Source organism: Streptomyces sp. NPDC004284 (genome assembly GCF_042874035.1).
Classification (GTDB): Bacteria; Actinomycetota; Actinomycetes; order Streptomycetales; family Streptomycetaceae; genus Streptomyces.
In genome coordinates, this window is the sequence record NZ_JBIAMJ010000017.1 from 174,316 (window position 1) to 199,162 (window position 24,847).

22 protein-coding genes are annotated in these 24,847 nt (G+C 72.3%); 13 read left to right on the plus strand and 9 right to left on the minus strand.

What is annotated here, in order from left to right; all coding sequences use genetic code 11:
• Position 1: 1 nt before the first annotated feature.
• Together ACFYUS_RS32350 and nuoN are read left to right on the plus strand one after the other, a co-directional pair.
• A complete protein-coding gene (locus tag ACFYUS_RS32350) occupies positions 2-1,582 on the plus strand; it encodes an NADH-quinone oxidoreductase subunit M (protein WP_388860202.1) in 1,581 nt (526 codons plus the stop codon).
• On the plus strand, positions 1,579-3,228 hold the full coding sequence (gene nuoN, locus ACFYUS_RS32355) for an NADH-quinone oxidoreductase subunit NuoN (protein WP_388860205.1): 1,650 nt from the start codon (positions 1,579-1,581) through the stop codon (positions 3,226-3,228). Before ACFYUS_RS32350 ends, nuoN begins: the two co-directional genes overlap by 4 nt.
• 67 nt (positions 3,229-3,295) lie before the next feature.
• Here nuoN and ACFYUS_RS32360 read toward each other — a convergent pair whose 3' ends face one another.
• Both ACFYUS_RS32360 and fahA read right to left on the minus strand, forming a co-directional pair.
• On the minus strand, positions 3,296-4,003 hold the full coding sequence (locus ACFYUS_RS32360) for a DUF6445 family protein (protein WP_388860208.1): 708 nt from the start codon (positions 4,001-4,003) through the stop codon (positions 3,296-3,298).
• 137 nt (positions 4,004-4,140) lie between these two features.
• Positions 4,141-5,367 (minus strand): fumarylacetoacetase, encoded by a 1,227-nt coding sequence (gene fahA, locus ACFYUS_RS32365; RefSeq protein WP_388860211.1) that lies wholly within the window; start codon positions 5,365-5,367, stop codon positions 4,141-4,143.
• 294 nt (positions 5,368-5,661) lie between these two features.
• Here fahA and ACFYUS_RS32370 point away from each other — a divergent pair, with 294 nt between their 5' ends.
• The gene (locus ACFYUS_RS32370) at positions 5,662-6,996 is read left to right on the plus strand and encodes a peptidase (RefSeq protein WP_388860214.1); all 1,335 of its coding nucleotides are present in this window, start codon (positions 5,662-5,664) and stop codon (positions 6,994-6,996) included.
• Between the two features lie 30 nt (positions 6,997-7,026).
• Here the strand turns inward: ACFYUS_RS32370 and ACFYUS_RS32375 are convergent, their stop codons facing one another.
• Positions 7,027-9,027, minus strand: a complete 2,001-nt coding sequence (locus ACFYUS_RS32375) for a CocE/NonD family hydrolase (RefSeq protein WP_388860217.1) — start codon at positions 9,025-9,027, stop codon at positions 7,027-7,029.
• Between the two features lie 211 nt (positions 9,028-9,238).
• Between ACFYUS_RS32375 and ACFYUS_RS32380 the strand changes: the two genes are divergently transcribed.
• Together ACFYUS_RS32380 and ACFYUS_RS32385 are read left to right on the plus strand one after the other, a co-directional pair.
• On the plus strand, positions 9,239-10,249 hold the full coding sequence (locus ACFYUS_RS32380) for a polyprenyl synthetase family protein (RefSeq protein ID WP_388860220.1): 1,011 nt from the start codon (positions 9,239-9,241) through the stop codon (positions 10,247-10,249).
• 132 nt (positions 10,250-10,381) lie between these two features.
• On the plus strand, positions 10,382-11,593 hold the full coding sequence (locus ACFYUS_RS32385) for an outer membrane lipoprotein carrier protein LolA (protein WP_388860223.1): 1,212 nt from the start codon (positions 10,382-10,384) through the stop codon (positions 11,591-11,593).
• 66 nt (positions 11,594-11,659) lie between these two features.
• Here the strand turns inward: ACFYUS_RS32385 and ACFYUS_RS32390 are convergent, their stop codons facing one another.
• Positions 11,660-12,967: a M28 family metallopeptidase gene (locus ACFYUS_RS32390; protein WP_388860226.1), complete on the minus strand. Its 1,308-nt coding sequence runs from the start codon at positions 12,965-12,967 to the stop codon at positions 11,660-11,662.
• Positions 12,968-13,227: 260 nt separating this feature from the next.
• Here ACFYUS_RS32390 and ACFYUS_RS32395 point away from each other — a divergent pair, with 260 nt between their 5' ends.
• Together ACFYUS_RS32395 and ACFYUS_RS32400 are read left to right on the plus strand one after the other, a co-directional pair.
• Positions 13,228-13,689 carry a pyridoxamine 5'-phosphate oxidase family protein gene (locus ACFYUS_RS32395; RefSeq protein ID WP_388860229.1) on the plus strand — a complete coding sequence of 154 codons (462 nt, stop codon included), beginning with the start codon at positions 13,228-13,230 and terminating at the stop codon, positions 13,687-13,689.
• 392 nt (positions 13,690-14,081) lie between these two features.
• Positions 14,082-14,477 carry a hypothetical protein gene (locus ACFYUS_RS32400; protein WP_388860232.1) on the plus strand — a complete coding sequence of 132 codons (396 nt, stop codon included), beginning with the start codon at positions 14,082-14,084 and terminating at the stop codon, positions 14,475-14,477.
• Between the two features lie 5 nt (positions 14,478-14,482).
• On the opposite strand, the gene ACFYUS_RS32405 is transcribed toward ACFYUS_RS32400, so the two are convergent.
• Positions 14,483-14,629, minus strand: coding sequence for a hypothetical protein (locus ACFYUS_RS32405; protein WP_388860235.1), 147 nt, complete (start codon positions 14,627-14,629; stop codon positions 14,483-14,485).
• Positions 14,630-14,716: 87 nt separating this feature from the next.
• On the opposite strand from ACFYUS_RS32405, the gene ACFYUS_RS32410 reads away from it, so the two are divergent.
• Positions 14,717-15,364: an NADPH-dependent F420 reductase gene (locus tag ACFYUS_RS32410; protein WP_388860238.1), complete on the plus strand. Its 648-nt coding sequence runs from the start codon at positions 14,717-14,719 to the stop codon at positions 15,362-15,364.
• Here ACFYUS_RS32410 and ACFYUS_RS32415 read toward each other — a convergent pair.
• Positions 15,313-15,954, minus strand: a complete 642-nt coding sequence (locus ACFYUS_RS32415) for a DUF4291 domain-containing protein (RefSeq protein ID WP_388860241.1) — start codon at positions 15,952-15,954, stop codon at positions 15,313-15,315. The genes ACFYUS_RS32410 and ACFYUS_RS32415 overlap by 52 nt on opposite strands.
• Positions 15,955-16,061: 107 nt before the next feature.
• On the opposite strand from ACFYUS_RS32415, the gene ACFYUS_RS32420 reads away from it, so the two are divergent.
• The gene (locus tag ACFYUS_RS32420) at positions 16,062-16,379 is read left to right on the plus strand and encodes a DUF6401 family natural product biosynthesis protein (RefSeq protein ID WP_388860244.1); all 318 of its coding nucleotides are present in this window, start codon (positions 16,062-16,064) and stop codon (positions 16,377-16,379) included.
• A gap of 6 nt (positions 16,380-16,385) precedes the next feature.
• Here the strand turns inward: ACFYUS_RS32420 and rarD are convergent, their stop codons facing one another.
• Together rarD and ACFYUS_RS32430 are read right to left on the minus strand one after the other, a co-directional pair.
• The gene (gene rarD, locus ACFYUS_RS32425) at positions 16,386-17,354 is read right to left on the minus strand and encodes an EamA family transporter RarD (RefSeq protein WP_388860247.1); all 969 of its coding nucleotides are present in this window, start codon (positions 17,352-17,354) and stop codon (positions 16,386-16,388) included.
• Positions 17,355-17,447: 93 nt separating this feature from the next.
• Positions 17,448-18,314: an SDR family oxidoreductase gene (locus ACFYUS_RS32430; protein WP_388860250.1), complete on the minus strand. Its 867-nt coding sequence runs from the start codon at positions 18,312-18,314 to the stop codon at positions 17,448-17,450.
• Between the two features lie 100 nt (positions 18,315-18,414).
• On the opposite strand from ACFYUS_RS32430, the gene ACFYUS_RS32435 reads away from it, so the two are divergent.
• The 4 genes from ACFYUS_RS32435 (at position 18,415) to ACFYUS_RS32450 (ending at position 24,156) form a co-directional block, all read left to right on the plus strand.
• A complete protein-coding gene (locus ACFYUS_RS32435; protein WP_388860253.1) occupies positions 18,415-18,795 on the plus strand; it encodes a winged helix-turn-helix transcriptional regulator in 381 nt (126 codons plus the stop codon).
• A 107-nt stretch (positions 18,796-18,902) separates the two neighbouring features.
• On the plus strand, positions 18,903-19,682 hold the full coding sequence (locus tag ACFYUS_RS32440; RefSeq protein WP_388860256.1) for a hypothetical protein: 780 nt from the start codon (positions 18,903-18,905) through the stop codon (positions 19,680-19,682).
• 5 nt (positions 19,683-19,687) lie between these two features.
• Complete coding sequence (locus tag ACFYUS_RS32445) at positions 19,688-21,973, plus strand: bifunctional serine/threonine-protein kinase/ABC transporter substrate-binding protein (protein ID WP_388860275.1); 2,286 nt, start codon at positions 19,688-19,690, stop codon at positions 21,971-21,973.
• On the plus strand, positions 21,970-24,156 hold the full coding sequence (locus ACFYUS_RS32450) for a bifunctional serine/threonine-protein kinase/ABC transporter substrate-binding protein (RefSeq protein ID WP_388860258.1): 2,187 nt from the start codon (positions 21,970-21,972) through the stop codon (positions 24,154-24,156). Before ACFYUS_RS32445 ends, ACFYUS_RS32450 begins: the two co-directional genes overlap by 4 nt.
• Before the next feature lie 13 nt (positions 24,157-24,169).
• Here the strand turns inward: ACFYUS_RS32450 and ACFYUS_RS32455 are convergent.
• Positions 24,170-24,847, minus strand: a 678-nt coding sequence (locus tag ACFYUS_RS32455) for a thiamine pyrophosphate-dependent enzyme (RefSeq protein WP_388860261.1), incomplete at its 5' end; no start/stop codon positions are given.

Sequence of the window (24,847 nt, forward strand, 5' to 3'; positions counted from 1 at the left end):
CATGTCCTTCCCGCTCCTTACGGCGACGGCAGCGGTGCCCGCGGTGGGCGCCGTGCTCACCGCCGCGGTGCCCGCCGCCCGCCGCACCGGCGCCAAGTGGCTGGCGCTGCTCGTCTCGCTCGCCACGCTCGTCCTCGCCGCCGTCGTCTGGGCGCGGTTCGAGCCCGGCGGCGACCGGTACCAGCTCACCGAGAACCACGCCTGGATCAAGGACTTCGGCGTCCGCTACGAGCTCGGGGTCGACGGCATCGGGGTGGCGCTCATCGGCCTCACCGCCCTGCTGATCCCGTTCATCCTCCTGGCCGGCTGGCACGACGCCGACCCGCTGGAGACCTCCTCGAAGAGGTGGCGGCCGACGCAGGGCTTCTTCGCCCTGATCCTCATGGTCGAGGCGATGGTGATCCTCTCCTTCGAGGCCACCGACGTCTTCCTCTTCTACATCCTCTTCGAAGCCATGCTCATCCCGATGTACTTCCTCATCGGCGGCTTCGGCGACCGCGCCCACACGGGCTCCGACGAGAACGCGGCGGCCCAGCGCTCGTACGCGGCCGTCAAGTTCCTGCTCTACAACCTCGTCGGCGGCCTGATCATGCTGGCGGCCGTCATCGGGCTCTACGTGGTCGCGGGGAACTTCTCGCTCACCGAGATCACCGAGGCCAGGGCCAACGGCTCCCTGGAGATGGCGACCAGCACCGAGCGGTGGCTGTTCCTCGGCTTCTTCTTCGCCTTCGCGGTGAAGGCGCCGCTCTGGCCGCTGCACACCTGGCTGCCGAACGCGATGGGGGAGGCCACCGCCCCGGTCGCCGTCCTCATCACCGCCGTCGTCGACAAGGTCGGCACCTTCGCGATGCTCCGCTTCTGCCTCGGGCTCTTCCCCGAGGCCAGCAAGTGGGCCACCCCCGCGATCGTCGTCCTCGCGCTCATCAGCATCGTCTACGGCGCGCTGCTCGCCGTCGGCCAGCGGGACATCAAGCGCCTGGTCGCCTACGCGTCGATCTCGCACTTCGGCTTCATCATCCTGGGCATCTTCGCGATGACCAGCCAGGGCCAGTCCGGCGCCACGCTCTACATGGTCAACCACGGCATCTCGACGGCCGCGCTGATGCTCGTCGCCGGCTTCCTGATCTCCCGGCGCGGCTCGCGGCTCATCGCCGACTACGGCGGTGTGCAGAAGGTCGCCCCGGTGCTCGCCGGCACCTTCCTGATCGGCGGCCTCGCGACCCTGTCGCTGCCCGGACTCGCCCCGTTCGTCAGCGAGTTCCTGGTCCTGGTCGGCACGTACGCCCGGTATCCGGTGGCCGGCGTCATCGCCACCACCGGCATCGTCCTCGCCGCGCTCTACACCCTCGTCCTCTACCAGCGGACGATGACCGGGCCGGTGAAGGAGGAGGTGCGGGCGCTGCCCGACCTGCGGGCGCGCGAGCTGGCCGTGGTCGTCCCGCTGATCGCCGTCCTCATCTTCCTCGGGGTCTTCCCGAAGCCGCTGACGGACGTCGTCAACCCGGCCGTGCAGTACACCATGTCCGACGTCCAGCAGAAGGACCCCCAGCCCCAGATCCAGAACGTGGAGGCGGCCAAGTGAGCACAACGGCTGTCCACAGCATGTGGACGACGGCTGCCGAGCCGATCGCCAAGATCCCGGCACCGCACATCGAGTACACCCAGCTCTCGCCCGTGCTCATCGTGCTCGGCGCCGCGATCGTCAGCGTCCTCGTCGAGGCCTTCGTGCCCCGCAAGGGCCGCTACCACAGCCAGGTCTTCCTCACCGTCGCGGCGCTCGCCGCCGCCTTCGCCGCCGTCGTCGGCCTGGCGGCGGGCGGCTACGGCTCCACCAAGGCCCACATCGCGGCCATGGGCGCCATCGCCGTCGACGGACCCGCCCTCTTCCTCCAGGGCACCATCGTCCTCGCCTCCCTCGTGGCGGTCTTCACCTTCGCCGAGCGCAGGCTCGACCCGGCCGACCACGGCCACAAGGTCGACTCCTTCGCCGCCGAGGCCGCCGCCGTCCCCGGCAGCGACCAGGAGAAGGCCGCCGTCAAGGCCGGGTTCACCACCACCGAGGTCTTCCCGCTCGTCCTCTTCGCGATCTCCGGCATGCTGGTCTTCCCGGCCGCCAACGACCTCCTGACGCTCTTCGTGGCCCTGGAGGTCTTCTCCCTCCCGCTGTACCTGCTCTGTGCCGTCGCCCGCCGCAAGCGGCTGATGTCGCAGGAGGCGGCCGTCAAGTACTTCCTGCTCGGCGCCTTCTCCTCGGCCTTCCTGCTCTTCGGGATCGCCCTGCTCTACGGCTACGCGGGCTCCGTCTCGTACGCCACCATCGCCCGCGTCGTCGACGGCTCCATCGGCTCCGTCGACCCGGCGCTCGCCGACACCATGGGCAACGACGCGCTGCTGCTCATCGGCTTCGCGATGGTCCTCATGGGGCTCCTCTTCAAGGTCGGCGCCGTGCCGTTCCACATGTGGACCCCGGACGTCTACCAGGGCGCCCCGACCCCGGTCACCGGCTTCATGGCCGCCGCCACCAAGGTCGCCGCCTTCGGCGCGCTGCTCCGCCTGCTGTACGTGGTGCTCCCGGGCCTCACCTGGGACTGGCGGCCGGTCATGTGGGGCGTCGCCATCGTCACCATGCTGGGCGGTGCGATCGTCGCCATCACCCAGACCGACATCAAGCGGCTCCTGGCGTACTCGTCGATCGCGCACGCGGGCTTCCTGCTCGCCGGTGTCATCGCCGCCACCCCGAGCGGGATCTCGTCCGTCCTCTTCTACCTGGTGGCGTACTCCTTCGTGACGATCGGCGCCTTCGCCGTCGTCACCCTGGTCCGGGACGCGGGCGGCGAGGCCACCCACCTGTCCAAGTGGGCCGGGCTCGGCCGCCGTTCGCCGCTCGTCGCGGCGGTCTTCGCGGTCTTCCTGCTCGCCTTCGCCGGCATCCCGCTGACCTCCGGCTTCTCCGGGAAGTTCGCGGTCTTCAAGGCGGCGGCGGACGGCGGCGCGGGCGTGCTCGTCGTGGTCGGTGTGATCTCCTCGGCGATCGCCGCGTTCTTCTACATCCGGGTCATCGTGCTCATGTTCTTCAGCGAGCCGAAGGCGGACGGCCCCACGGTCGCCGTGCCCTCGGCCCTGACGAGCCTCACGATCACCGCGGGCGTGGTGGTCACCCTGGTCCTCGGCCTCGCCCCGCAGTACTTCCTGAACCTCGCGAACCAGGCGAGCGTGTTCGTCCGGTAGCACCGGCGGCACGCGTGGAGGGCCCGGCTCGGGGGCGAGCCGGGCCCTTCGTCGTGCGCCGTCGCGGTCAGGCCATCCAGAAGAAGACGGCGGTCATCCGCTTGTCCTCCAGGGTGGTGCCCCAGTAGCCCGTCGCGCTGTGCATCAGGTTGGCCGAGTAGAGCAGCAGGCGGTTGTAGCGGTGGGGGACGCGGATGTCCTCGGTGAAGGAGTCCGGGGGGACGAAGCGGGTGCCGAGGGCGTCGACCAGGTTGTTGTGCGGGGCCAGGACCTGGTTGCCGCCGAGCCGGCCGCCCGGGAGGTTCTGGCGGTAGAAGCTGGTGCCGCAGTCCTTGGGGGTGTCCGGGCTGAGGTAGAGCACGGCGGCGTAGCGGCACAGGCTGCGGGAGTCGGTGTGCGGGCGGGGCTCGCACTCGTCCTTGCCGACGGCCTGGACGCAGTTGTGGTTGAAGGTGCCGGCGCCCTCCGGGTTCTCGGCCCAGATCCGCGGGGCGCCGGTGGCCTTGCGCACCAGCCGTTCCACGCGCGCGAGCTCGTCCGGTTCCAGGCCCGGCATGGCCCGCTGGCCGGGCCAGGGCTCGGGGTTGACCGGGGCGCCCTGGACCCAGTCGTCCTTGGCGAGGCACCGGGCGCGCACCTCGTCGATGTTCGGCAGGACGTCGTCGATGACCCAGTAGTCGCGGCCCTTCGTCGGCTTCCGGTACGGGAGGACGGGCAGGCCGGCGGGGGGCCGGGCAGGGGGACGGATGGGGGGATGTGGGGGGTTGAGAGACATGCCGGGAACGCTAGTTCGGGCCTCGGTGGCGTGCGCCAAAGCGGCGGCCAAGTCTCCGACAAGAGATGGTGTGCGCCGGCCCAAGAAAGGGGATGGGCGCCCCCGTGCGGGGGCGCCCGGTACGGCGGGGGTGCGGATCAGGCGGAGGGGACGATCCGGCCGCGGACCTCGCCGAGCGCCACCCGGGTGCCGTCAGGGCCCGGGGCCCAGGCGGTGAGGACGACCTCGTCGCCGTCCTCCAGGAACGTCCGCTTCCCGCCCGGCAGGTCGAGGGCGTCGCGGCCGTTCCAGGTGAGCTCCAGGAGCGAGCCGCGCTGGTTCACCTCGGGGCCGGAGACCGTGCCGGAGCCGTACAGGTCACCCGTACGGAGCGAGGCGCCGTTCACCGTCATGTGGGCGAGCTGCTGGGCCGCCGTCCAGTACATGGTGGAGAACGGCGGCTCGGCCACCACCTCGCCGTTGATCTCCACCGAGATCCGCAGGTCGAAGCCGCCCGGCTCCTCCTCCGCCGCGTCGTCCAGGTACGGCAGGACGGGGAGGTCCCGCGCGGGCGGGGCGGTCCGGGCCGCCTCCAGGGCCTCCAGGGGCGTCACCCACGCCGACACGGAGGTCTGGAACGACTTGCCGAGGAACGGACCCAGCGGCACGTACTCCCAGGCCTGGATGTCCCGCGCCGACCAGTCGTTGAGCAGCGTCAGACCGAAGACGTGCTCCCGGAAGTCGGCGAGCGGGACCGGCTTGCCCAGCTCGGACGGGGTGCCGACGAGGAAGCCGACCTCCGCCTCGATGTCCAGCTTGACCGAGGGGCCGAAGACAGGGGCCGGGTCCGACGGGGCCTTGCGCTGCCCGGAGGGGCGTACGACATCGGTGCCGGAGACGACGACCGTGCCCGCGCGGCCGTGGTAACCGATCGGCAGGTGCTTCCAGTTGGGGGTGAGCGCGTCGCCGTCGGGGCGGAAGATCTTGCCCACGTTCGTCGCGTGGTGCTCGCTCGCGTAGAAGTCGACGTAGTCCGCGACCTCGTACGGCAGGTGCAGCGTCACCGCGTCCAGCGGGTGCAGCAGCGGCTCGATGTCGGACCGGTGCGCGGGCACCGTCACCCAGGCCGTCAGCGCCCGGCGGACGTCGCGCCAGGCGGTCCGCCCGGCCGCGAGCAGCGGGTCGAGGCTCGGCTGCGCGAGCAGGGACGCGTACGGGGAGCCGAGCGCGTGCGCCGCGGCACCCGCGTCCAGGACGTACCCGCCGATGCGGACGCCGAGCCGGCGCCGCCCGGGCTCGTCGGCGGTCGAGAAGACGCCGTACGGGAGGTTGTGCGGGCCGAAGGGATCGCCCTCGGCCAGGTCGAGCGGGCTGTGCTCGGACATCGGTGCGTGCCTCGCTTTCCACGTGTGTGGAGGACACGTTACGGGTCGGGCCGCCGGGCGCTGATGACATGGATCACACAGAAACCGCGGCCTCCGTGGGCAACTGCCCCCGTTCGCGCGGTTTGTGTCCCCGGCGCTCCCGGAACGCCCCCGCGAGCTGCGGAAACAGGGCTCCCCCGGGGGCCTTCCGGGTCATACGATCATGGCGGTGTCGTGCCGCGTGAAGCAGCCGCGGGCGCGCGCCCACCGCCCTTCTTCGCAGTCTTTCTCTCTGACCAGGAAAAGGTCCGCAACGTGAAGATCCGCCGCATCCTGGCGACCGCCGTGGCCGCCGCCGTGACCACCCCGGTCGTGTTCCTCTCGGCCGCGCCGGCGTTCGCCGACGCCAAGCCGTCGTCCGCGCCGTCGCAGAAGCCCGCCACCACCCAGGACGACCCCGACGAGGACATGCCCTCGCTGGAGGAGCTGAAGGCCGCCGTCGCGGAGGCCCAGAAGGCGTACGACGAGGCCGTCATCGACCTCGACAAGGCCACCGCGGACCTCAAGGCCCTGGACGAGGCCGACAACGCGCTCGTGGTCGCGGTCGCCGACGCCCAGAAGGCCGTCGAGGACGCCGCCGCCAAGAAGACGGCCGCCGACGCGGCGCTCGAAGCGGCCGAGGACGCCGTGACGAAGCTGCCGGAGACCGCGACCGACGAGGAGAAGGCGGCCGCCGCCGCTGCCGTCACCGCCGCGCAGACGGCCGCCGACGCGGCCACCGCCGCGAAGAGCGCCGCCGACGCGAAGCTGACCGAGGCCACGGCCGCCCTCGCCACCGCCAAGGCCAAGGCCCAGCACGTGGTCGACCTCGCCCAGAAGGTGAAGGACGCCGCCTCCAAGAAGCTCGACGACGCCAAGGAGGAGCTGGCGTTCTACGAGGAGATCGGGGAGGGGTGCACGGACACGGAGGACTCCGCCCTCAAGGTCGCGGTGAGCGGCCCGAAGAAGGTCACCGCCGGTGAGCCCACCGTCTTCTCGATGCGCGTCACCAACACCTCCGACCACACGCTGAACCTCGTCAACGCCTTCGCGAACGCCGCGCGGCTCCCCGAGCCCGGCGACGTGATCGACGACGAGACGGACTTCTCCAAGCTCCTCATCCCCGTCGAGTGGTCCTCCGCCGACGTCCTGGAATGGGACCCGATCACCGAGAAGCACGACTCCATCGAGATCGGCGAGCTCGCCGAGGGAGCCAGCTACGACGTGAAGCTGCGCCTCACGGTCGACGCCAAGGCCACCGCCGGCAGGGGCATGCTCTTCGGCTACGGGGAGTACGAGACCAACGACGACTCCTGCGACCTCGGCGGCGACTTCAAGCAGCTGAACTTCGACATCCTCGCCGCCGACAAGGGCGACAAGCCGAAGCCGACGGAGACCGCGACGCCCACCCCGGCGCCCACCGTCACCACCGGCGGCAACACGAACACCACCCAGCAGGGCGGCACGTCGAACACCTCCGTGAACGGCACCCTCGCCGCCACCGGTGCGAACGACACCCTGCCGCTCGGCCTCGCCGCCGCCGGGGCCGTCGCCCTGGGCACCGGCGCGCTGGTCGTCGCCCGCCGCCGCAAGGCCGGCGCGCAGGCGTAACCCCCGACCGGTCCCCCGCACGGCGTGAAGTCAGCCCGCCGTGCGGGGGATCCTCTTCTCCCAGGTCCGGTGGAAGACGACCTCGCCGCCCTCCCGGCACACCACCTCGTCCTCGGTGCGGAAGGCGTCCGCGTCGCAGGAGATCTCCGAGCGGGTGTCGACCGTGACGTCCCAGGGCAGCTCGGGCCGGTGCAGCCGGATCGACCACTGCGAGCGGGTCCGGGCGGACAGCGGGCCGCTCCCGTCGATCGTGTACGTCTCCACGGCGTCCTCGGTGTACTCCAGGCCGTCCGGGTACAGGCGCGTGCCGCCGCCGTACGTCGGGTCGACCTCCAGCGTCCACTCGTCCCTGGCCACGTCCCGGACCACCACCCGCTCCGGGCGCGGCTCCTCCAGGGTGGACGGGTACGTGACGCCGAGGGGCGCGGACTGCTCCGGCTCCTCCCACTGGACGGCGTCCTCGGTGCGCGCGCGGACCGGCAGGGTGAGGTTCGAGCCCGCCGGGTCGAGGGTGAAGCCGGCCGCGTCCGGCTGGGGCCAGATCCACGGCCAGTACGTGGAGGAGACCGCGAGCCGCACCCGGTGGCCGGGCGCGAAGCCGTGCCCGATGCCGTTCAGCTCGAAGACGTAGTTCTCCGTCTCGCCGATCTGCGCCTCCACGGCCCGGTCGCGGCCGTAGCGGGCGGAGAGGTTCAGGGCGCCCCGGGTGACGAGGGTGGAGGAGCCGTCCGGGGCGATGTCGCAGAGCCGGGCGACGACCTGCCCGGTGGGGGCGGCCGTGCGCAGGGCGAGGCTCACGGCGGGCCGGCCCAGGATCTCGACGGGGCCGCCGTCCTCGGGGACGGGGAAGTCGAAGCAGGCCGAGCGGGCGTCCTCGTCGCGCTGGTCGGGCGGCAGGTCGGCGTCGTGGCCGAGGGGGAGGAAGCGGCCGGCGTCGAGGCCGGTCCGCTGGGGCGAGTCGACCAGGACGGGGGCGCCCTGGAAGGCGTACGTGACGGGGGTGACGTGCGGCGAGGGCCAGGAGGGGTCGGCGACCCAGCGGCCGGGCAGCTCCTCGTACACGGTGGCCGGCGGGTGCGAGTCGCTGATCCAGGAGCGCAGCAGCGGTTCGGCCATCACGTCGTTCTCGACGTCCTTGAGGTGGTGGTCCCACCAGCGCAGGGTCTCCTGGAGGAAGCCGATCGCCGGTCCCGGCGGCAGGCCGCGGTCCGGGTACTGGTGGCACCAGGGGCCGATGATGCCGCGCACCCGGTCCTGGGGGAGGTGCCGGGCGAGCCGCAGGACGGTGTCGCGGTACGGGTCGTGCCAGCCGCCGACGGCGAGGACGGCGGCCCGGATCGCCCCGTAGTCCTCGCGGACGCTGCCGTGCTTCCAGTACGCGTCCCGGGTCTGGTGGGAGAGCCAGGTGTGGACGGGCGGCTCGACGGCCTCCAGGCGCCTCAGCCACAGCTCGCGCCACTCCTCGCCCGCGTACCGGGGGTCCGGGGGCCGGGCGGTGAAGGCGAGCATGGCGGCGGCCCGGGCGTGCATGTCGACGCCGAGGACCGAGCCGCCCATGTAGTGGGCGTCGTTGTCGTAGCGGTCGTCGGTGGAGCAGACGGAGACGACCGCCTTGAGCGGCTCGGGGGCGAGGGCGGCCACCTGGAGGGCGCTCACGCCGCCCCGGGAGATGCCGAACATGCCGACCTTCCCGGTGCACCACTCCTGCTCGGCGAGCCAGTTCACGACGGCGACCCCGTCGGCGAGCTCGACGGGGTCGTACGCGTCGCCGGGGAGGCCCTCGCTGTTGCCGTGGCCGCGGACGTCGACCCGTACGGAGGCGTAGCCGTGGCCCGCGTACCAGGGGTGGCGCTGCCCGTCGCGCGGGGCCGTCCAGTCGGTGAGGCGGAACGGCTGGTACTCCAGGAGGGCCGGCACGGGCTCGTCCGTGAGCGGGCGCCACACGCGCGCGTACAGTCGGGTGCCGTCCGGCAGCGGGATGCGGAGGTCCTCGTGGCGCGTCTCGTACGGGAAGTCGGTACGGATCTTCATCGCGGACCCCTGGTCGATCACTGTGTCGAGCACTGTTCGAGACAAAGCGCCCACTCTTGTCCATAAGCGCCGATCACGAACATACCGGGGGTGACGGGAAGGCGCCCACGGTGATCGAAAGGTGACCGGATACGCTGGCTTGAGTGAATCGAGCGACACATCGACAATCCATGTGATCGTCAGCAGGCGTCAGCAGACAGGAGACCCCCTCGTGACCGTCGTCGGGCCGTTCGGCCTCAGCGTGCGGGACCAGGCTCTTGAGGCCGATGTCCAGACCGGTCTGGCGGCTGTGGAGGCGGGCCTCCTGGACGCCACCAAGAGCGATGTCCCCTTCATCACGGAGGCCGCGCAGCACCTCGTCCTGGCCGGGGGGAAGCGGTTCCGCCCCCTGCTCGTGATGCTCGCCGCCCAGTTCGGCGACCCCTACGCGCCGGGCGTCGTGCCCTCCGCCGTGGTCGTCGAGCTCACCCACCTGGCCACGCTCTACCACGACGACGTCATGGACGAGGCCGACGTCCGGCGCGGCGTCGACAGCGCCAACACCCGTTGGGGCAACTCGATCGCCGTCCTCACGGGTGACTTCCTCTTCGCCCGTGCCTCGCACACGCTCGCGGATCTCGGCCCCGAGGCCGTACGCATCCAGGCCGAGGCGTTCGAACGGCTCGTGACCGGCCAGATCCTGGAGACCGCCGGGCCGATGGACGGCCGCGACCCCGTCGAGCACTACCTCGACGTCCTCGGCGGCAAGACCGGCTCCCTCGTCGCCGTCTCCTGCCGCTTCGGCGCCATGATGTCCGGCGCCGACGAGAGCGTCGTCGACATCCTCACCCAGTACGGCGAGCGGCTCGGCGTCGCCTTCCAGCTCGCCGACGACGTCCTCGACATCGCCTCCGACTCCCACGAGTCCGGCAAGACCCCCGGCACCGACCTCCGCGAGGGCATCCCGACCCTCCCCGTCCTCCACCTGAGGGCCGCCGCGGCCGCCCACGGGCGCCAGGAGGACCTGGAGCTCGTCGCCCTCGTCGACGGCGACCTCACCGACGACGAGCGGCACGCGGAGGCCCTGCGCCGGCTGCGCGCCCACCCCGCCCTGGAGCAGGCCCGCCGGGACACCGTGCGGTACGCCGAGGAGGCGCGCGCCATGCTGGCGCCGCTGCCCGACGGGTACGCGAAGGCGGCGCTGGCGGAGATGTGCGACGCCGTGGTCCACCGCGCGGGGTAGTCCGTCTCGGGGTCGGGTCATCCCGAAGCAGTACGTGAGGTTGATCCCGGGGTCTGACGCTTCCGCGCCGCCGTCTTGGTGAGATGGAGACATCAACCACAGGGGCAGCACGGTACGGAGGTAGCGGAGACCATGGCAGAGACCCGTAAGGCGAGCCGGTTCATCGTCCCGGTCGCGGTGGCAGGAGTGGCCGCGGCGACCATCGGGCTCGTCCCGGCGCTCGCGGCGTCCGGCGACCCCGACCTGCCGGAGATCACGGCCCAGCAGCTCATCGAGAAGATCGCCGCGTCGGACACCCAGACCCTGTCCGGCACCTTCAAGATCTCCACCGACCTGGGTCTGCCGGCCCTCGACGGCCTGGCGTCCGGCCTCGGGGGCCTGGGCGGCGGCGACGGCGGCCCCTCCTCGGCCGACCCGACCGAGAAGCTCACCGCGCTCTTCTCGGGAAGCCACACCCTGCGCATCGCGGCGGACGGCCCCGAGCGCCAGCGGCTCACCCTGCTCGACGGCTCCGACGAGTACAGCCTGATCCACAACGGCGACGACGTCTGGGGCTACGACAGCAAGTCGAACGAGGCCTTCCACGAGAAGGGCGCGGCGGGCGGCCCCGGCGCCCCCGAGAAGGACGAGAAGTTCCCGGGCACGCCCAAGCAGCTCGCCGACGAGGTCCTCAAGGCCGCCGGCGACACCACGTCGATCACGGTCGACGGGACGGCGAAGGTGGCCGGCCGGAACGCGTACCAGCTGGTGATCAAGCCGAAGCAGAGCGGTTCGACGGTCGAGTCGGTGAAGATCGCGGTGGACGCGGCCAACGGCACCCCGCTGAAGTTCACGCTCTCCTCCGTCGAGGGCGGCAAGCCGGTCGTCGACGCGGGCTTCACGAAGGTCGACTTCGGGAAGCCGGCCGCCTCGGAGTTCACCTTCAAGGCGCCGAAGGGCGCGAAGGTGACGGAGGGCGCGGCGGAGAAGGCCGGGAAGGGCGAGCAGGCCCCGGGCGACCTGCCGGAGGGCTTCGAGGAGGGCATCCCCGGCCTCGGCAAGGACTTCGGCAAGGACTTCGGGAAGGGCTTCGGCGGCTCCGGCGAGGGCATGAACGTCATCGGCGAGGGCTGGACGACGATCGCGAAGCTCGACACGGGGGCGCCGGCGCCCAAGACGGACGACGCGCCGAAGGAGGTCCAGGGCTTCCTGGACTCCTTCGGCGACAAGGTCACCGGCAAGTTCGGCTCGGGCACCGTCTACAAGACGAAGCTGGTGAACGCGCTCCTCACCGACGACGGCAAGGTCTACGTCGGCGCGGTGACGAAGGACGCGCTGGTGAACGCGGCGAACGCCGGCAAGTAGCAGTCGAGTTGGGAACCCGGGCGGGTCGGGGGCGATGTCACCGGCCCGCCCGGGAGTTCTTCGTCCTTACGGGAACGTCAGCTTGAAGCCGTTGATGTAACCCGTGTCGATGGACGCCTTGTCCTGGACCCGGAGCTTCCAGGTGCCGTTGGCGACCTCCGAGGAGGCGTTCACGGTGTACGTGGTGTTGATGTTGTCGGTGCTGCCGCCCGCCCGGTTGGACAGGTTGTAGACCGAGCCGTCGGGGGCGACGAGGTCGACGACGAGGTCGCCGATGTAGGTGTGGACGATGTCCACGCCGACCTTCAGCGTCGAGGGCGCGTTGCCGGTGATGCCGGTGACGTCGACCGACGAGGTGACCGCGGCGCCGTTGTCCGGGACGGCGACGTCGGCGGTGTTCTCGAAGACCGTGCCGGCCGGCGGGGTCGTCCCGGTGGACAGGCTCCAGATCGCGTAGGCGATGGCGTCCGCGTTCCGGTCCAGGGCGGTGTCGTTGATGTTCGCCGTGGTGTCGCAGGACGCGTGGTAGCAGCGGTCGAAGGCCTGGCCGGACGTGCCGCCCCACTTCTGCGCCTGCGCCGCCGTCTTGATGTAGTCGGCGCCGGAGAAGAGCCCGCCGACCGGGATGCCCACGTTCTTGAAGGGCGCGTGGTCGGAGCGGCCGTCGCCCTCGGTCTCGATCTCGGTGGGGATGCCGAGCCCGGCGAAGTAGTCCTTGAAGGTCTGCTCGAGCGTCGGGTCGTCGTCGTAGACGAAGTAGCCCGGGTTCGGCGAGCCGATCATGTCGAAGTTCAGATAGCCGCTGATCTTCGAACGCTCGGTCGTGGGAAGGTTGTTGACGTAGTACTTCGACCCGATGAGCCCGAGCTCCTCGGCGCCCCACCAGGCGAACCGCAGGTGCTTCGTCGGCTGGAGCTGGGCGCGGGAGACGGCGAGAGCGGTCTCCAGGATCGCGGCGGACCCGGAGCCGTTGTCGTTGATGCCGGGGCCCGCGGTGACCGAGTCGAGGTGCGCTCCGGTCATGAGGACCTGGTTCGGGTCGCCGCCCGGCCAGTCGGCTATCAGGTTGTAGCCGGTGGCGCCGCTGGAGGTGAAGGTCTGCAGGGTGGTGGTGTAGCCGGCGGCGTCCAGCTTCGCCTTCACGAAGTCGATCGAGGCCTTGTAGCCGGTGCGGCCGTGGGCGCGGTTGCCGCCGTTGGCGTTGGCGATCGACTGGAGGTCCGCCAGGTGCTGCTTGACGTTGGCCAGCGGGATGTCGGGCGGGGTGACGGCCGCGGCCTGGCCGGCGGCGGCGCTGGTGCCGGTGAGCCCGGCGAGGGCGAGCGCCGCGAGGGCGGCGGCCGCGGTGACGCGTCTGGGCACGGAGAGGTTCATGTGGGGGCTCCGGATTCCGAACGGGGATGGGACGGAACGTGCGAGACGCCCCGGGCGGCGGTGCCACGAGGCGCTGGAGCTGAACGGGTGTGCTCTGCTGTGCAGTCGTACTGCTGTGCGTGCTGAATGTTCAGTGAGAATTTGACTCGCCGTCAAGAGCAGAAACCGGTCAGGAGTGTTCGCTCAGCGAACGGTCGGACCGGGGACCTAGGTCCTGCGCCCCATGCGCACCACGGACTCGCTGGCTAGGGTCGTCGCCCATGCAGGCAACGGAGACCACTCCCCGCACCACGGCGGAGCGCACGCGGGACACCTTGGGACGCCTCGGCTCGGAGCGGGACATCTGGGTGTCGACGTCCCACCCGGACCACGGCCCGCACCAGGTGCCCCTGTGGTTCCTGTGGGACGGGCGGGCGGCGTGGATGTGCACCGGCGCGAACTCGGCGACCGTGCGCAACGCACGCGAGGAGCGACGCGTACGGCTCGCACTGCCGGACGCGTATGACGTCGTACTCCTGCAGGGCGAGGCGACGTGCCATCCCGCGGGGGAGGTCCCGAAGGACGCCGCGGACGCGTTCGCGGGCAAGTTCGGCTGGGATCCGCGTGAGGAAGAGGCCCCCTACACGTACCTGCGCGTGGTGCCGCGGACGGTCCGCGCCTGGCGCGGAGTACCGGAACTGCGCGGCAGGACCGTGATGCGCGAGGGGGCGTGGCTGGGCTAGGACACAGGGCCGCCCGCACGGCCGAGCCCTCCTTCCCGGCAGCTGTGCGCGACCCGTACGACCCGGTCGCCGCCGGCCACGTCGCACGCGTCCCGCCGCGCGCCGCGATGGACCCGCTGTCACGCGCGATGCCGGCGGGGTCCGCCGAGTTCCACCGCGCGCTCGCGCCCGGCGGCCGCCCGCTCCGGGGAGACCGCGTCGGCGATGAACGGCCGCGGCCGACCCGGGGCTGTGGCCGTCCGGTGTCCCACGGGTCGTACCTCCTGCCCCCCCGGACCGCGTGGTCGGCCCGCCGGGGCGGGCCGGACCCGTCGTCGCCGCGAGGACGACCGGCACCCGCAGGAGTGCTCCCGCCCCTTTCCTCCGGTCGCCCCGCATGGCATCGTCCGCACGTGACAGACATCGCCGGCGGAGCGACGGGCTCAGGACGACCCGATGACCGCGCCGCGTCCGCCCTGCGGTTCGCCACGGAGCTCGTCGCCTGGGTGGCCACCCCCTGGGCCCTGGCCGGGCACTCGTGGCTGCTTGCCGTCCTGTCCGTGGTGGTCCTGATCGGTCTTCCGACGCTCTTCTCCACTCCGGGGGACAAGGCGCAGGTGATCGTCGCGGTGCCGGGACGGGGCACGATCCTGCTGGTGCTGCTCCAACTGGTCGCCGCCGTGATCGCCTCCTGGTTCGCCTGGCCCGTCTGGGCGGCCGTGCCCGTGACCGGACTGGCCGCCGCGACCGTCGTCACGGAGCGCCGACGCTGGATGTGGCTGCTCTCCGTGAACCGGCGCGTCGGCTGAGGTGCTCAGGCGTCGGCGCACCGGGCGGGCCGGGCGACCTGTGGCACGGACCCGGCGCGCGTCGCGCGGACCGGGCGGGAGCCGCCCGCCGGCTTCGGGCCGTGGCCGAGCCCCTTGAGCGGCGCCACGAGCGGGCAGTCGGTCGGAGTCATGTGCCCCCTTAATGCGAGCACATGGGGCGCCGGGCGCATAAGGTCGGGCTCCCGGTCAGTCCTCCCCTTCCGAAGGAGCGCACGCACATGAAGATCGCCGTACTGGGAACGGGCGAGGTCGGGCAGCGGCTCGCCACGAAGTTGGTCTCGCTCGGGCATGAGGTGGCTCTGGGGTCCCGTACCGCGGACAACCCCGACGCCACGAAGTGGGCGGGGGAGAGCGGTGGGACGCACGGGACCTTCGCCGATGCGGCCGGCCCGGCGGAGCTGGTCGTCAACGCGACCGGCGGGCTCGTCTCGCTGGCCGTCCTGGAGGCCGCGGGCGCCGCGAACCTGCGCGGCAAGGTCCTGATCGACGTGTCCAACGCGCTCGACTTCTCGGAGGGCTTCCCGCCCAAGGTCGGCCTGCCCGACGGCAGGAGCGTCGCCGAGCAGCTCCAGAGCGCCTTCCCGGAGACGCGCGTCGTCAAGACGCTCAACACCATGACCAACACCGTCATGGTCGAGCCCGGCCGGGTCCCGGGTCGCCACAACGTCTTCCTGAGCGGCGACGACACGGACGCGAAGGCCGTGGTCGCGGAGCTGCTCGCCTCCTTCGGCTGGGCGGCCGACCAGATCATCGACCTCGGCGACCTGTCGAGCGCCCGCGCCACCGAGCAGCTCCTGCCCCTGTGGCTGCGGCTCTACGGGATGCTCGGCACCGGGGACTTCAACTTCGGCGTCATGGGCGGCTGATCCCGCAGGTGGTCGAGGAGGCCCGCCGGCTCCGGGTAGGGCTCCTCCCGGGGAAGCAGCCGGCCGGCGGCCTCCAGGTCGCCGGCCCGCACCAGGCCGTGGACCTCGTGGGCGAGCGCCGTCACGTCGGTGATCGAGACCGTCCACTCGTCCGCGTACCGGCGGGAGGCCTCGCCCGACAGGCCGAGCTGGAGCGAGCGGTACGGGAGGGGGTTCAGGCGCAGGTCGCGCTCGGGGTCCCACTGGACCCGGGCGGGCGCCTGCCGCAGCTGCCGCTTCCAGGACGCCTGGTCGGCGTGGAAGCCGGCCTCGTAGTGGGAGAGGCAGGCGTTCCGCAGGGCCCATGCGAAGCCCTCGCGGGTGATCTCCACGGCGAGGACGGTCTCCTGGCCCTCCTTCGTCCCCCAGCCGCAGCGGTACATCATCCACAGGAACGACGGCTTGATCCACGTCATCCGGTCCCGCTTCCAGTCGGCCGGGAAGCGGCCGTCGCGGGCCGCGGGCAGCCCGAGCCCGGGCCGGTACGCCTGGTAGACGGTGACGGTGTCCTCGGTGTGGAGCGCGCGGATCCGGTACTTCGGTTCTTCCATGCGCCTCAGGGTGCGGGGGAGACGCCGGGCGCGGCCACCGGTTTTCGCGCGGAGGCTGCGACCGAGGTCACGGTTCGTACGCTCCGGTACGCCCCTAATGTGGAGGGATGAACGATTCGCCCGGCTGCCCGCTGACCGACGTCGCCGCCGCGTACATGCCCCGGCTCTCGGAGTTCTCCTTCGAGCCGGGACTCGTGGCCGCCGTCGACCAGCACGCGGCGGCCGTGTGCGACGCGCTGATCCCCGCCCGGCGGGGCCCGGAGGTCCGCAGCGTCCGCCGGGAGGACCTCGCCGACTACGTCCTCGGCTTCACCGACCGGCTCTCCGAGGCCGACTGGACCGAACCCGTCGGCCACGACTTCGCGACCCTGCACCTGACGGCGGTCTGCTGGCTGATCCGGGAGCACGACCTGCTGGACGCGTGACGCCCCTCAGGGGGCGGAGGTCACGGAGGCCGGGGGAGCGGTCTCCGTACGGGCGGCCTCGTCGCGCGCCGCCTCGACCGCCGCCCGGCTCCTCCGGGCCGTCCGGAGCGCGTCCCAGGTGAGGATCGTCAGGGCCAGCCAGACGAGGGAGAAGCCCGCCCAGCGCTCCGCCGGCATCTCCTCGTGGAAGTAGACGACGCCGAGCAGGAACTGGAAGGTCGGCGCGAGGTACTGGAGGAGTCCGAGCGTCGACAGCGGGACGCGGATCGCCGCCGCCCCGAAGCAGACCAGGGGCGCCGCCGTGACGATGCCGGTGGCGGCGAGCAGGGCCGTGTGCCCGGCGCCGTGGTGGCCGAAGGCCAGGGTGCCCCGGGTCCCGAGCCAGACGAGGTAGCCGAGGGCGGGCAGGAACTGGACGGCGGTCTCGGCGGCGAGCGACTCCAGGCCGCCGATGTTGACCTTCTTCTTCACCAGGCCGTAGGCCGCGAAGGAGAAGGCGAGGGTGAGCGAGATCCACGGCGGCCGCCCGGCTCCGACCGCCAGGACGACCACGGCGGTCAGGCCGACGCCGACCGCCGCCCACTGCGCGGGGCGCAGCCGCTCCTTCAGGACGAGGACGCCGAGGGCGATCGTCACGAGCGGGTTGATGAAGTACCCGAGGGAGGCCTCGACGACGTGGCCCGTGTTCACGGACCAGATGTAGAGGCCCCAGTTCACGGTGATGACGGCGGCGGCGAGGGCGATCAGGGCGAGCTTGCGCGGGCTGCGGGCGAGCTCGGGTATCCAGCTCCAGCGGCGCAGCGCGAGCAGCGCGATGCCGACGAAGACCAGTGACCACACCATCCGGTGGGCGAGGATCTCGATCGCTCCGGCGGGCTTGAGGAGGGGCCAGAAGAGCGGGACCAGTCCCCACATGCCGTAGGCGCCGATCCCGTAGAGCAGTCCTGCTCGTCCCTCGTTCTTCTCCGTCTCCACCGGACCTCCCGCCCTGTGCCGTGCTGTTCCGTCGAAGGTAGCGCCGCACGGGGCGGGTTGTCATGCCCGTACCGGTATACGGTCATGACGCCGTCACGAGGCGGCGAGCGCGGCCTTGATCGACTCGGCGACCGGGGTGGTCGGGCGGCCGATCAGCCGCGCCAGGTCGCCGGTCCGCAGGGCGAGCGCGCCGAGCGCGACGGCCCGGTCGACGTCGACGAGGATCTCGGCGAAGGGGGCCGGGACCCCGGCGCCGGTGAGGATCTCCAGGTGGGTCGCGGCGGGGACGGCGCTGTACGTGATCTCCCGGCCGGTCTGCGCCGCGACCTCGGCCGCGTACTCGGCGAAGGACCAGGCGGTGTCGCCGCTCAGCTCGTACGTCTCGTTCAGGTGCTCCTCGGCCGGGCCGGTCAGGACGGCGGCCGCGGCGGCGGCGTAGTCGGCGCGGGAGGCGGAGGCGACGCGACCCTCGCCGGCGCTGGCGACGACGGCGCCGTGGGCCAGGACCGGGGCGAGGTTGGCGGTGTAGTTCTCGGAGTACCAGCCGTTGCGCAGGAAGGTGTACGGCAGGCCGGACGCGAGGATCAGCTCCTCGGTCGCCTTGTGCTCGTCGGCGAGCGTGAAGTCGGCCTCCGGGCCGCCGAGGATTCCGGTGTACGCGAGCTGGGCCACGCCCGCCGCCTTCGCCGCGTCGATCACGGCACGGTGCTGCGGCACCCGCTGCCCGACCTCGCTGCCCGAGATCAGCAGCACCCGGTCGCCGGCCTCGAAGGCCTCCGCCAGGGTCTCCGGGCGGCTGTAGTCGGCGATCCGCAGCTCGACACCGCGCTCGGCGAGGTCGGCGGCCTTGGCCTTGTCGCGGACGACGGCGACGACGGACTCGGCGGGAACGGTTTCGAGGAGGGCGTCGACGACGAGACGGCCGAGCTGTCCGGTGGCTCCGGTGACGACGATGCTCATGGTGCTTCCTTCTTCCCGTGGGGTGTGCGGTGGGCGATGCACTCACCGTACGGTGGGCGCTAACCTTTCGTAAGTACCCACTTTGAAGTAAGGTACTGGCATGGAAGTAAGCAAGCCGCCGAACGTGAACGAGCCGATGTGCCCCTCGCGCCTCGTCCTGGAGCACGTCACCAGCCGCTGGGGCGTCCTCGTCCTCGCGGCCCTCCTGGAGCGCTCGTACCGCTTCAGCGAACTGCGCCGCGAGATCGGCGGCGTCAGCGAGAAGATGCTGGCCCAGACCCTCCAGACCCTGGAGCGCGACGGCTTCGTCCACCGCGACGCCAAGCCCGTCATCCCGCCCCGCGTCGACTACAGCCTCACCCCCCTCGGCGAGGGAGCCGCCCGCCAGGTCTGGGAACTCGCCCGCTGGACCGAACAGCAGGTGGGCGCGGTCGAGGCGGCGCGCATGCGTTACGACACCGTGCGCGCGGCGTCCCAATGACGTTGTAGCCCGGGCGAGTTGATCTGCGGGGCCGTACGATCTGCTTCACCGACCGGGGGGATCGTGCGAGCGACCGTGGGGGAACAGTGAGGGACGCGTACCGGAGAGTGCTGCGCGCTGCTGCCGTGGCGGCGGCGAGCGGGTTACTCCTGGCGGGGTGCTCGTCGAAGGGCAGTGGGGACGAGGCGAAACCGCCCCGAGCGAAACCGAGCGCCGGCTCGTCCGGGGCGCCGACCGCGTCCCCGACCGCACGGGGCTTCACCCCGGACCCGAAGAAGGCGCCGCGCGATGCGGCTGACGCGAAGCGGCTCGCCCTCGCGATCGTGGCGGGGCCGGACGACTGGGGACCCGACTTCGTCAAGCGCGCCCCGTTCCTCAGCGCCCCCGGCTCCTGGCCGGTCCTCGACGCGAACTGCGAGTGGGAGATCGGGACCCTGCCCCGGTCCGTCCTCTTCAGCGTCACCGCCTACAGCGAGATCCCGGCCGTGGGCGGCAAGGGACCCCTCCGGGTTGCCGCCACCGTCACCGTCCACCGCACCGTGGCCGATGCCGACTGGGAGATGGCCGAGACCCTGGAGGAACCGCTGCGCTGCCCGGATCAGGAGCTGCGCCAGGGCGAACGCATCACCGGCCTTCAGTCGCTCGGCGTCCCCTACGGCGCCGACGAGAACCTGGACACCCTCATGGAGCACGGCTCGTACCTCGCCGACGCCTTCAAGGGAGCACAGCCCTACAGCTGGTACCAGATGCGCATCGGGCAGGTCAGTGTCGCCGCCGTCGTCAAGGGAGCCCCCGGCCGTACCGAGGCGGAGGGCAAAGCCGCCCTGATCCGGGTCAGCGGCACCATGCAGGAGCGCGCCAAGAACCAGTTGGGAGCCCAGTCGTGAGCCCGATGGCCGACCCCGCCCCCGAGCCCGGCGCACAGCCGGACCACGGCCCCGGCGCGCAGCCCGCCCCCGAGCCCGGCGCCCTTCAGCAGCTCCTGCCCTCCGACCCGTCCTCGATCGCCGGCTACCGCCTCCTCGGCCGTCTCGGCGCCGGCGGCATGGGTGTCGTCTACCTCGGCCGCACCGAGAACGGCGAGCTCGCCGCCGTCAAGGTCACCCACGCCGACCAGGCCGACCAGCCCGACTTCCGGGCCCGCTTCCGCCGCGAGGTGGAGGCCGCGCGCCGGGTCTCCAGCCCCTGGGCCGTGCCCGTCACCGGCGCCGACCCGGACGCCCCGGAACCGTGGATGGCCACCGCCTTCGTCGCGGGGCCCTCCCTCGGTGAGGCCGTCGCCGCGCACGGCCCGCTGCCCGAACGGTCCGTCCGGCTCCTGGGCTGGTCCGTCGCCCGCGCCCTCGCCGCCGTGCACGCGGCCGGGCTCGTCCACCGGGACGTCAAACCGGGGAACGTCCTCCTCGCCGTCGACGGCCCCCGTCTCATCGACTTCGGCATCGCCCGCAGCACCGGAGAGACCGCGCTCACGGCCACCGACATGGTCGTCGGCACCCCCGGCTTCCTCGCCCCCGAGCAGGCCGAGGCCCGGGCCGACGCCATCGGCCCGCCCGCCGACGTCTTCGCCCTCGGCTGCCTCCTCGTGTACGCGGCGACCGGCCGCCCGCCCTTCGGCACCGGCGCCGTGGACGCCCTCATGTACCGGACCGTCCACGACGAACCCGACCTCACCCGCGTACCCGAAGGACTGCTCGACCTCGTCCGCGCCTGCCTCGCCAAGGACCCGGCCGCCCGGCCCACCGCCGCCGAGATCGGCGTACAGCTCGTCGAGGACACACCGCGCGACGGCGCCGAATGGCTGCCCGCCCCCGTCGTCCGGACCATCGCCGAACGCTCCGCCCGGATGCTCGCCCTCCCCGAGATCGACCCGACCGCACCCGGCACGGACCCGGACACCCCGGCGAAGCCCAGCCGGCGCGGCTTCCTGCTGCTCGGCGCCGGCGCGGCGGTCCTCGCGGCGGGCGGCGGCACCTTCGCCCTGCTCAACCGGCGCGACGACACCGGCACCGACGGGAAACACCCCGCGCCGCCCAAGCCCCGGAACACCTGGAGCATCGGCGTCCTCGCCGACCTCTCCGGCCCCGCCCGGGAGATCGGCCGGGCCCAGGAGCGCGGCGCCCGCCTCGCCGTCGAGCGGTTCAACGCCGTGCACAAGGGCAAGCCCTTCACCCTCGAACTCAAGGTCTCCGACGACCGAGGACGGATCGCCGGCGCCCTCGCCGCCGCCCGGCGGCTGACCACCGACCCCTCCGTGCTCGCCGTCCTCGGCCCCACCTCCGACGACACCGGCATCGTCGCGCTCCCCGCCTTCGAGGAGGCCGGCGTGCCGCTCCTCACCACCTCGGCCGGCTACAACCTCTTCACCCTGCGCGGCGACGGCGGCGGCGCGCCGAACACGACGGTCCTCCGCGCCATCCCGCAGCACTTCATGGCGGGCGTCTACCTCGCCTGGTCCGCCACGCTCCTGCCGCAGATCCGCCGCCCCGGAGTCCTCCAGGAACGCACCGACGACCAGTACAGCTGGCAGTACACCAGCGGCGTCCGCTTCGGCTTCAAACAGGCAGGCATCACGCCGCACTACCGGGTCGTCCCGGGCCGGGCCACCGACTACCGCTCGATCATCGGGGAGATGATCGACGCCGGCATCGACGCGTACATCCACAACGGCGTCCGCTCCACGGCCGTTCTCGCCGCCCGCGCCCTGAGGCAACTCGGCTTCACGGGGCCCCGGTTCACCGGCCAGCACGTCTTCGGACCGGAGTTCCTGAAGGAGGCCGGGAGCGACGCCGAGGGCTGGTTCGTCTGCGCGCCCGTCATGGACCCCGTCCAGCGGGCCGCCGACAAGCAGCAGAAGCCCGCCGACCGCGAGCTCACCCAGGACTTCCTCGACGCCTACCGCAAGCGTTACGGAGGCACCCCGGCCTTCTACACCGGCGAGTCCTTCGACGTGGTCAACCTGGTGACATCCTGGCTCGCCACGAGCGCCGCCAAGGGCCCGCTCACCCGCAAGGGCCTGTGGGAGGCCCTGCGGAAGCAGAAGTACACCGGGGCCATGGGCGGTTACCAGTTCCGTGACAACGGCGAGCTCACCGGTATCGGCACCTTCCTCTACGGCGTGCAGAAGGGGGCCTACAAGTACTTCGGCCCCGCCCCTGCCGAGCCCAAGAAGAGGGCGTGAGAGTGCAGCCGCTGAAGAAGGCCGACCCCTCCTCCATCGCGGGCTACCGGCTGCTCGGGCGGCTCGGCACCGGCGGCATGGGCGTGGTCTACCTCGCCCGCTCCGCCGGCGGCGGGCTCGCCGCGCTCAAGCTGATCCGGGCCGAGCACGCCGCCGACCCCGGCTTCCGGGCCCGCTTCCGCCGCGAAGCGACCGCCGCCGAACGCATCACGGGCCGCTGGGTCGTCCGCGTCCTCGGAGCCGACCCGGAGGCCCGCGAACCCTGGCTGGCCACCGAGTACGTGCCCGGCCCCTCGCTCGCCGAGGCCGTCGCCCTGCACGGCGCCCTGCCCGAGCACACCGTCCGCACCCTGGGCGCCCGGCTCGCCGACGCGCTCGACGGCATGCACACGGCCGGACTCGTCCACCGCGACGTCAAGCCCGGCAACGTCCTCCTCGCCCTCGACGGGCCCCGGCTCATCGACTTCGGCATCGCCCGCGTCAGCGGCGCCACGGCGCTCACCGCCACCGACGCGATGATCGGCACCCCCGGCTTCCTCGCCCCCGAACAGGCCCGGGCCGCAGGCGCCGGGGAGGTCGGCCCGGCCGCCGACGTCTTCTCGCTCGGCTGCGTCCTCGCGTACGCGCTGACGGGCGAACGCCCCTTCGGTACGGGCGCGGTGGCGGCCGTGGTCTATCGCACGGTCCACGAGGAGCCCGAACTCGCCGACGTGCCGGACACCCTGCTCCCGCTCGTCACCGCCTGCCTCGCCAAGGACGCCGCCGCCCGGCCGAGCGCCGCCGAGGTACGGGACGCCCTCGGTCCGTACGAGGGCCCGGCGGCGGGGAACTGGCTGCCGCCCGGCCTGCCCGCGCTGATCGCCGAGCGCTCCTCGCGGGTCCTCGACCTGCCGGTCGCCGACCCGACCGTGCTCAACCCCGAGGAGCCGCTGGGGACTTCACGGCGCCGCTTCCTCACCATCGGCGCGGCCGGGGCCGTCGCGGGCACGGGTGGCCTCACCGCCTGGCTGCTCGGCCGTGACCCGGGCGGCGGTACGGGTGGCGGTACGGGCGGCGGAACCGTACGGACGGCGTACGCCCTCGGCGTCCTGACCGACCTCAGCGGCCCGGCGAAGGCGGACGGGCGCGCCCAGGAACGCGGGCTGCGCCTCGCCGCGGAGACCTTCAACGCCCGCGCGGACCGGCCCTTCGACCTGGTGCTCAAGGTGACGGACGACGGGGGAGACCCCAAGCGGGCCGCCGCCGGGGCCCGATCCTTCCTGAAGACCCCGGCCTTGGTCGCCGTGCTCGGCCCGACGACCCCCGAGACGGCCGTGGCGGCGGCGAACGTGCTGGTGGATCCGAAGGTGCCGATGCTGAGCCTGGTGCCGACGGTGGGGGACGGGGAGATCCGGGGCCAGATGCCGGAGATGCGCACGTACTTCGAGATGCGGCCCTATGCCGAGGCGATGCTCGTGCCCTTCGGCCGCTACCTCAGCGAGCACCACCTGGGCCGCACCGCCGTCATCGAGGACCGGGCCGCCGGCACCTACAGCTGGAGCGCTGCCCGGACCGCCCAGAACTCGCCCCCCGCCGGCGGCACGGTCACGGTGCACCGGGTCGCGGCGGACAGCGAGGACTTCGGCCCGGCGGTCCGGGCGGCACTCGCGACCTCCCCCACGGGCGTGTTCTACCTGGGGACGTCGCCGCGCCGGGCCGCCCTGTGCGCCAAGGCCCTGCGGCAGCAGGGCTACCGGGGCCCTTGCGGAAGCGTCGAGCCCGCGCTCGGGCCGGAGTTCCTCGCCGTGGCGGGGCCGGCCGCCGAGGGCTGGTATTTCGGGGCGGGCTACACCGATCCCGACACGCTCCCGGGCGCGAAGGAGTTCACGGCCGCGTACCGCAAGCGCTGGCGGCTCGCGGCCACGGACCCGGTGGACCGGTTCGCGGTGGAGTCGTACGACGCCCTGCTCTGGACGGCGCAGGCGCTGCGTACCGCCGTCAGGAGGAACGCGGAGCACCCGGCCGCGGCGTTGGCGAACGCGTTCATGAAGGACGACATCGCTTATCGCGGCGTGGCCAGGTCCTACAACGCCCGGTCCAACGACCGCTCGGAGTCCCAGCTCGTAGGACTGACCCTCTGGCAGATCAAGTCGGGAAGGCCCCGCTGCCTCGGCCCGTACGCCGAGGCAGCGAAGCGCGGCTGACCGCGCGCGGCTGTCAGCCGACGACCGTCCAGGTGTCGTTGCCGGTGAGGAGCCGGCCCAGGTCGCCCTTGCCCTGGTGTTCGACGGCGGTGTCGAGCTGGTCGGCCATCAGGGTGTCGTAGACGGGCCGGTCGACGGAGCGGAAGACGCCGATGGGGGTCTGGTGCAGGGTGTCGGGGTCGGCCAGCCGGGACAGCGCGAACGCGGTCGTCGGGGTGGCCGCGTGGGCGTCGTGGATCAGGACCTGTGCCTCGTTCTCCGGCGTCACCTCGACGACCTTCAGGTCGCCGGTGGCGGGGTCGCGGACGACGCCCTTGTCGTTGTCGGTGCCGAAGCGGATCGGCCGGCCGTGTTCGAGGCGGATGACGGCTTCCTTGGCCTGGTCCTTGTCCTTGAGGGCCTCGAAGGCGCCGTCGTTGAAGATGTTGCAGTTCTGGTAGATCTCGACCAGGGCGGTGCCGTTGTGCTCGGAGGCCTGGCGCAGCACCTCGGTGAGGTGTTTGCGGTCGGAGTCGACGGTGCGGGCCACGAACGAGGCCTCGGCGCCGAGGGCGAGGGAGACGGGGTTGAAGGGGGCGTCGAGGGAGCCCATCGGCGTCGATTTGGTGATCTTGCCGACTTCGCTGGTGGGGGAGTACTGGCCCTTGGTGAGGCCGTAGATCCGGTTGTTGAAGAGGAGGATCTTGAGGTT

Excerpts from the sequence above, each read along its gene's own strand:
- ACFYUS_RS32420 (WP_388860244.1), top strand. The coding sequence starts at position 16,062 with ATGAACGATTCGCCCGGCTGCCCGCTGACCGACGTCGCCGCCGCGTAC.
- ACFYUS_RS32385 (WP_388860223.1), top strand. The coding sequence starts at position 10,382 with ATGGCAGAGACCCGTAAGGCGAGCCGGTTCATCGTCCCGGTCGCGGTG.
- ACFYUS_RS32435 (WP_388860253.1), top strand. The coding sequence starts at position 18,415 with ATGGAAGTAAGCAAGCCGCCGAACGTGAACGAGCCGATGTGCCCCTCG.
- ACFYUS_RS32395 (WP_388860229.1), top strand. The coding sequence starts at position 13,228 with ATGCAGGCAACGGAGACCACTCCCCGCACCACGGCGGAGCGCACGCGG.
- ACFYUS_RS32360 (WP_388860208.1), bottom strand. The coding sequence starts at position 4,003 with ATGTCTCTCAACCCCCCACATCCCCCCATCCGTCCCCCTGCCCGGCCC.
- ACFYUS_RS32430 (WP_388860250.1), bottom strand. The coding sequence starts at position 18,314 with ATGAGCATCGTCGTCACCGGAGCCACCGGACAGCTCGGCCGTCTCGTC.
- ACFYUS_RS32350 (WP_388860202.1), top strand. The coding sequence starts at position 2 with ATGTCCTTCCCGCTCCTTACGGCGACGGCAGCGGTGCCCGCGGTGGGC.
- ACFYUS_RS32375 (WP_388860217.1), bottom strand. The coding sequence starts at position 9,027 with ATGAAGATCCGTACCGACTTCCCGTACGAGACGCGCCACGAGGACCTC.
- ACFYUS_RS32390 (WP_388860226.1), bottom strand. The coding sequence starts at position 12,967 with ATGAACCTCTCCGTGCCCAGACGCGTCACCGCGGCCGCCGCCCTCGCG.
- ACFYUS_RS32405 (WP_388860235.1), bottom strand. The coding sequence starts at position 14,629 with ATGACTCCGACCGACTGCCCGCTCGTGGCGCCGCTCAAGGGGCTCGGC.
- fahA (WP_388860211.1), bottom strand. The coding sequence starts at position 5,367 with ATGTCCGAGCACAGCCCGCTCGACCTGGCCGAGGGCGATCCCTTCGGC.
- ACFYUS_RS32445 (WP_388860275.1), top strand. The coding sequence starts at position 19,688 with ATGGCCGACCCCGCCCCCGAGCCCGGCGCACAGCCGGACCACGGCCCC.
- ACFYUS_RS32410 (WP_388860238.1), top strand. The coding sequence starts at position 14,717 with ATGAAGATCGCCGTACTGGGAACGGGCGAGGTCGGGCAGCGGCTCGCC.
- ACFYUS_RS32415 (WP_388860241.1), bottom strand. The coding sequence starts at position 15,954 with ATGGAAGAACCGAAGTACCGGATCCGCGCGCTCCACACCGAGGACACC.